The 6914-nt window shown below is 51.4% G+C and carries 6 protein-coding genes; 3 read left to right on the forward strand and 3 right to left on the reverse strand.

Annotation, left to right across the window (positions count from 1 at the left end; translation table 11 throughout):
* Positions 1–56: 56 nt before the first annotated feature.
* Positions 57–830 carry an acetylglutamate kinase gene (gene argB, locus A6301_RS13015; RefSeq protein WP_005973420.1) on the reverse strand — a complete coding sequence of 258 codons (774 nt, stop codon included), beginning with the start codon at positions 828–830 and terminating at the stop codon, positions 57–59.
* 37 nt (positions 831–867) lie between these two features.
* Complete coding sequence (gene argC / locus A6301_RS13020) at positions 868–1872, reverse strand: N-acetyl-gamma-glutamyl-phosphate reductase (RefSeq protein WP_234257972.1); 1005 nt, start codon at positions 1870–1872, stop codon at positions 868–870.
* Positions 1873–2074: 202 nt separating this feature from the next.
* Between argC and argE the strand changes: the two genes are divergently transcribed.
* Both argE and A6301_RS13030 read left to right on the forward strand, forming a co-directional pair.
* Positions 2075–3226: an acetylornithine deacetylase gene (gene argE, locus A6301_RS13025; RefSeq protein WP_133169854.1), complete on the forward strand. Its 1152-nt coding sequence runs from the start codon at positions 2075–2077 to the stop codon at positions 3224–3226.
* A gap of 54 nt (positions 3227–3280) precedes the next feature.
* Positions 3281–3994, forward strand: a complete 714-nt coding sequence (locus tag A6301_RS13030; protein ID WP_107169002.1) for a GntR family transcriptional regulator — start codon at positions 3281–3283, stop codon at positions 3992–3994.
* A 6-nt stretch (positions 3995–4000) separates the two neighbouring features.
* On the opposite strand, the gene A6301_RS13035 is transcribed toward A6301_RS13030, so the two are convergent.
* Entirely contained in the window at positions 4001–5200 is a 1200-nt protein-coding gene (locus tag A6301_RS13035) for a starvation-sensing protein RspA (RefSeq protein WP_234257973.1), read from the reverse strand.
* A 321-nt stretch (positions 5201–5521) separates the two neighbouring features.
* Here A6301_RS13035 and A6301_RS13040 point away from each other — a divergent pair, with 321 nt between their 5' ends.
* Positions 5522–6889, forward strand: coding sequence for a PTS transporter subunit EIIC (locus A6301_RS13040; protein WP_215483888.1), 1368 nt, complete (start codon positions 5522–5524; stop codon positions 6887–6889).
* Positions 6890–6914 lie beyond the last annotated feature (25 nt).

Here is a 6914-nt window from a genome sequence, read left to right on the forward strand (position 1 = left end):
TTACTCCCAGAATTTAATTCATGTTGGTATGGCATCATTCCATACCCAGAAACGACTTACGCCAGAATACGTGTACCAATCGCCACGCCGTTAAACAGCGCAGGCAGTTGCTCAGCATGACGCCAGCTAGCGATATCAACCGGACGCCCTAGCGCACGCGCGGCATCCAGCGCGGCATTAACTTTAACAATCATGCCATCGGTGATGATGCCTTGAGCAATCAGTTGCTCGGCTTTCTCTGCCGTCATTTCGGCAATACGCTGGCCTTTACCGTCCAGAATACCGCTCACGTCAGACAGCAGGATTAAATCCGCACCCAGCGTTTGCGCCAGCGCCGTCGCCGCCTGATCGGCGTTGACGTTCATCAGGTCGCCCTGTGCCGTAATCCCGATGGAGCTGACGACGGGCAGATAGCCCGCAGACAACAGCGTGTTCAGCAGCGCAGGCGATCCCGCTTCCGCTTTACCCACAAAGCCCAAAGACTCATCGAGCTGCGTGACCGTCGTGCTGCCGCCATCGCCCAGGCACAAGCCGACCGCGTTGATATCATGCTTCTTTGCCCATGACAGCAGGGTTTTGTTAGCGGAGCCCGCCAACGCACCGGTGATGATGTCGATCTGATCGGCAGGCGTGACGCGCAGACCGTTTTTCTTCACGACAGGTAGCGACAGTTTCTTCATCAGGTCATCTACCAGACAACCGCCACCGTGCACAATCACCAGCGGACGCTGATGCTCCTGACGGTAAGCCACCAGCGCGGTAAACAGACGCTCCAGCGCTTCTTCGCTATCCAGTAAAACGCCACCTAACTTGATAATTAACGGATTCATTATGCTTCGCGCCTCGAAATGTCGGGACCAATAGTGATTAAATTAACGATTGAGTTTCAGGGAAACCAAAACGAATGTTCATGCATTGCACAGCCTGTGCCGCCGCGCCTTTCAGCAGGTTATCTTCTGTTGCCACTACGATGAGGTGCTCACCGTCAACCGAGAAGCCGATATCGCAGAACGGCAGGCCGACAACGGATTTCAGCGCCGGGACGCACTTATCATACAGGCGAACCAGCGGCTTATCGTGGTAAGCGTTGTGATAAGCTTCAGCAACATCCTGCTGGGTTACGCCCGGTTGCAGGCGACAAGTGATGGTTTCCAGAATGCCACGGGCGAAGTTGCCCAAATGCGGCGTGAAGATCACTGGCGTGCCGAGGTGTGTTGAAATTTCAGGCTCATGGCGGTGGTTGAAAATACCGTATGGTTGCAGACTGACTTCACAGAAACTGTTGGTCATCGACGCTTTACGTCCTGCTCCACTCACGCCGCTGACGGCATTAATCACTGGCCACTGAGCCGAATTCAATAATTGCGCATCCAGCAACGGTTTCAGCGCCAGTTGCGCAGCCGTTGGATAACAACCCGGTACGGCAATCAGCTGTGCCTGTTTTACGCTTTCCGCGCGCCATTCGGCCAGCCCGTAAACCGCTTTTGCCAGCCAGTCAGGGTGCTGATGTTCGAAGCCATAATAGCGGCGATAAAATTCGGCATCCTGTACGCGGAACGCGCCGGACAAATCAAAAACCGTGCAGCCTGCCGCCAGAAAAACCGGGGCCAGATCGTGGCTGACTTTATGGTCGGTCGCCAGAAAAACGACATCCACGCCTTTCGCCGCTTCTTCAACATCGGTCAGCGGTTTTACCGGTACATCAATGATGCCTTTGAGCTGCGGATGTAAATCAGAAATCAATTTTCCTGCATCGACACTTTGCGCAGAAACCATCAAAGCGGTTATGTTCATCTGTGGGTGACGGTTCAGGTAGAGCGCAAGCTCAGCGCCGGTATAACCACTTGCACCAACAATCAGCGTATTCAGCATGGGGTCCGTATACCTTCTTATTCATCTATGGAACAGGTAACAGGGTTCACCAGCGTCGGTACGCTGTTCACCCGCGAAACTCAGTGAAAGTGACGAATCGTCATCGCCGCACCTTTGGGTTTCCTTTCGCCGAGCATTATTGTATTTTTATTCAAAATAAATGCATGAATATTGATACTATCCTAACCAGAGGCTGTCAACAGTGAAGATGAATTTACCCCCTTTTATTGAGCTATATCGGGCATTGATCGCCACACCGTCCATCAGCGCCACCGACAGCGCGCTCGATCAAAGTAATCATACCTTAATCAACCTGCTGGCGGGCTGGTTCGGCGATCTCGGCTTCCATGTGGAAGTCCAACCGGTGCCAGGCACCCTCAATAAATTTAATATGCTGGCGCGGATTGGTGAAGGAAAAGGTGGCTTATTGTTGGCAGGGCACACCGACACCGTCCCGTTTGACGATGGCCGCTGGACGCGCGACCCCTTCACGCTGACTGAACACGACAACAAGCTGTACGGCTTGGGTACAGCGGATATGAAAGGGTTCTTTGCCTTTATTCTGGATGCCTTGCGTGATATCGATCCCACCAAGCTCACGAAGCCGCTCTATGTGCTGGCGACTGCCGATGAAGAGACAACCATGGCAGGCGCCAAGTATTTCTCCGAATCCACGCAGATTCGCCCAGACTGCGCCATCATCGGCGAACCGACCTCGCTGCAACCGGTGCGGGCGCACAAAGGCCACATGTCCAACGCGATCCGTATTCAGGGACAGTCCGGCCACTCCAGCGATCCTTCGCGCGGTGTGAACGCGATTGAGCTGATGCACGAAGCGATTTCCCACTTGCTGGTACTGCGTAACACGCTACAGGAACGTTATCACAACCCGATTTTCCACATTCCTTATCCCACAATGAACCTTGGTCACATTCACGGCGGCGATGCCGCTAACCGTATCTGCGGCTGCTGTGAACTGCATATGGATATTCGTCCGCTGCCGGGTATTACGCTTAACGATCTCGATGGACTGCTGTCTGAAGCGCTTGAGCCTGTTAGCCAACGCTGGCCGGGTCGGTTGACCGTCAGCGAACTGCATCCGCCGATTCCCGGCTATGAGTGCCCGCCGGATCACCGTCTGATATCGGTCGTGGAGAATCTGCTGGGGACGAAAACGGAAATCGTGAACTACTGTACCGAAGCACCGTTTATTCAGACGCTGTGTCCGACGCTGGTTCTGGGACCTGGATCGATCGAGCAGGCACACCAGCCGGATGAATACATTGATACTGCGTTTATCAAACCGACGCGGGAACTGATTTCGCAGGTTATTCATCACTTCTGCCACCACTGATCCAACGCAAGCGGCCTTATCAGCCACGCTGGCAAGGCCATTTTGAGACCGCCCATGAAAAAGAAAGATTTCATCGCGCAGGATTTACTGAGCAAAATCTATCAGCACACCGATCCGCTCCCAGAAAAACTGCCGCCGGAGCGCCAGTTGGCGGAAGAATACGGCGTGTCGCGCTTCACTATTCGCCAGGCGCTGGAAAAGCTTGCCAGTATCGGCGCGATCAATATGGTGCAAGGTTCTGGTAACTTTATTAATCAGGGTGTTCGCAGTAACCCGCTGGTTTATAACTCGATTACCGAAAAGAAATTTACTCAGATTTCATCTCGCCTGCTTAGCCTACATAAACGGCTACCGAATCGAGAGGAGCAGCAGGTATTTGCGATCGGTGAAAATGCGTTCATCTGGGAATTCAGTCGGTTACGTTATGTCGATAGCCGCAAAGTACAGATCGAGATCTCTAAAATGCCTGCCGCAGACTTCCCGGAAATGAGTCAGAAGATTATTGAAGGTTCTATTCAGCAGTATGTGCTCAGCAAGGGCTATGCGATTTCACACTATCTGACACATTATCAGGCAGTTAACGTCACGAAAGCACAGGCTGAGCTACTGGGTTGCAAGAAAGGTACGGCGGCGATGCATATTCTGAATCGCGGCATTTTACAGGGCGGCCGCGTGTACGAATCAAGCGATATCATCGACATCAACTACACCTGTACCTACGTCATCCCCTTAAATCTCGATAATTTGGCCTTTCGCCAGTCGCCGTAATGCGGCTTAAGGCGTATGCATCGTGCCATCCGGCAGGCGACTCTGCGTCCATTCATGTGGACGATAGACGACAGGGAACTGCCGCGCCGCGTCCAGATCGATCCCAACGCCAATACCGGGGCGCTCAATCGGGTACAGATAGCCATTCTCCGGTTCCACCGCCTGCGGGAAGACCTTGCAGGTATTTTCCGGGTAAGCGACAAACTCCTGAATCGCGGCGTTATGCAGGTGGATATTGAGGTGAATATTGACCGCCGCGCCGATAGGCGTCATATCCGGTGGGCAATGCCACGCCAGCCGAACGCCAAAGTTCTGACAGAACGCGCCCAGTTTCAGCGCTGGCGTAATCCCGCCAATCTGTGAGACATGACAGCGAATGAAATCAACCTGACGGTTAATCACCAAATTCTGCCACTCGGCGGGATTGTTAAACAGCTCTCCCGTCGCCAGCGGCACCGCACTCTGACTGCGGATCTGCGCCAGCCACTCATTTTGTGCAGGCGGCAAAATATCTTCGATAAAATAGGGACGATAAGTTTCTACCGCTTTAGCGAACTGTACTGCCTGATTCGGGAATAAACGTTCATGGACATCATGCAGGATATGGAAACGATCGCCGTATTTCTCCCGCAAAGCACGGAACATGGCAAGCGTGTTAGCCATATACTGATCCTGATCGTAATAGGCTCCCTCTGTTGGCTGTCGCGTGCTGTGCAGCGAGTCAGGATTACCACCATAAAACCCTAACTGGCAGCGGATATGACGATAGCCTTGCGCATAGAGCCGTTCTACTTCCTGATAGAGTCCATCCAGCGTATCGCTGGCAGCATGGCTGTAAGCGGCAATCGCATCGCGAGATTTCCCACCAAACAGATGATAGAGCGGCATATCCGCCAGCTTACCCTTGATGTCCCACAGCGCCATATCAACGCCTGCAACGGCATTGTTGATAACCGGCCCATTACGCCAATAAGCGTTGACCATCATCATGTGCCACAGATCTTCGATATGGTTAGCATCTCTTCCCACTAAAAGCGGTTTGAGGTACTCGTCCACCATCGCCTTTACGGCTAGCGGACGTTGCTGGAAAGTCGCACACCCATAACCCGTAACGCCTTTATCCGTATGAACCACCACCGTCACTAAATTATGACGGTCGGGGCGGGTAACGAGACATTCAATGTCAGTGATGATTGTCGGCAACAAAAAAATATCCTCCGATGTGCTTACCGAAATAGCCATACCCGGTAAAAACACAGTCTAAAATCAGTTTCTTTTTTTGTTTTCTACTTATTTTTTCTTTTATTGTAAACCTATTCTTTAAAAGAATTATTTTGGTTTGAAAAAACCAATAAATTAAACAAAAAACCAGACCAATTATCAGTTATTGGCAACAAAAACCCATAAACCACCTAATCATGTGATGAAGTTCATATTTTATTGGTTTGTTTTTTTATTTTTAGTTTCTTATTATCAGCGGGAATGATTTGACCAAAAATAACATAGTGCTATGCAGGGGTTTATTCCATGGGAAAAAATGAGGTTATTCAGTCAATCATTAAACTGGTTGGCGGGAACGATAATATAAATAAAGCCTGGCACTGTATGACGCGGCTTCGGTTTGATTTAATTGATGAAAGTAAAGTACAAACCGACGCAATCAAAAACCTGCCTGGGATATTAGGTGCACAACACCAGAGTGAACAATTTCAGATTATTATCGGGCCGCAGGTTAATGAGTATTATGAACTGTTGAACGCGCAGCTTTCTCCTACCGCCACGGCACAGCCAGACGCGCAGAAGCAGAAAAAAGGGCTGATCTCGCTGTTCATGGATACGGTTTCTGGCGTATTTGGCCCTATCGTACCCGCTATCGCAGGTGCAGGGATGATCAAAGGGCTGCTGGCAGGACTGATCGCCTTGAAAGTGGTCTCTGCCAAAACCGACACCGTTATCGTTCTCGACCTGATCGCCAGCGGTGTGTTCTATTTCTTACCTTTCTTCCTCGCCATCTCCGCAGCCAGAATATTTAAAACAAGCGAATATCTTGCAGCGGCTGTCGCCGCCTGCCTGATGTACCCGTCGTTGATAGAAGCGGCGAAGGCACTAGCCAGCAATAGCCCTAATGCGGTCAGCGCCTTTTACTTCATCGGTGTGCTACCCATTCCGGTGTTCAACTATGCTGCTAGCGTCATCCCAGTGATTTTCTCCGTGCTGGCTCTGAGCTATATCCATCGTTGGGTCGACCGCATCATGCCTTCGGTGCTGAAAACCGTGTTTACCCCAACGCTGACGCTGTTTATCGCCGCACTGGTGTCGCTCACGGTTATCGGGCCATTCGGGATCTACCTCGGTAAACTGCTGGCACTGTTTATTCAGAGCCTGTTCGATGTGTCGTCTATCTTTGCTGGTTTCGTGGTCGGTGCGATTCGGCCTGTCGCTATCCTGACTGGCATGCATCACGCGATGACGCCGATTGCGCTGCAAAATTTCAGCAATCAGGGCTTTGATATGCTGATGCCAATGATGTGTATGGCGAATATGGCGATTGCTGGGGCAACATTTGCCATTTACTTCCATGCCAAAACCCGTCAGGACAAATCTGTCGTGCTATCTGCTGGGGTTTCCGCGCTGCTCGGAATTACCGAACCTGCACTCTTCGGCGTACTGACCAAGTACAAAAAAGCGTTTATCTCCGCCACTATTGCCAGTTCCATTGCCTCGGCCTTCATCGCGTACTTCGGTGTCCGGCTATATGGCTACATTCTGTCGAGTATTTTCAGCCTTCCAGCGTATATCGGTCCGTACTTTAGCTATGCCATCTCCGGTATGGCTATCGCCATCGTGCTTTCCTTTACTCTGACCTACATTCTGGTTGTCAGAGCGTCCAGATAGGCCATAACATTCTGATCCGCAGGGC

The organism is Pectobacterium sp. IFB5596 (assembly GCF_021432585.1).
GTDB lineage: Bacteria > Pseudomonadota > Gammaproteobacteria > Enterobacterales > Enterobacteriaceae > Pectobacterium > Pectobacterium punjabense.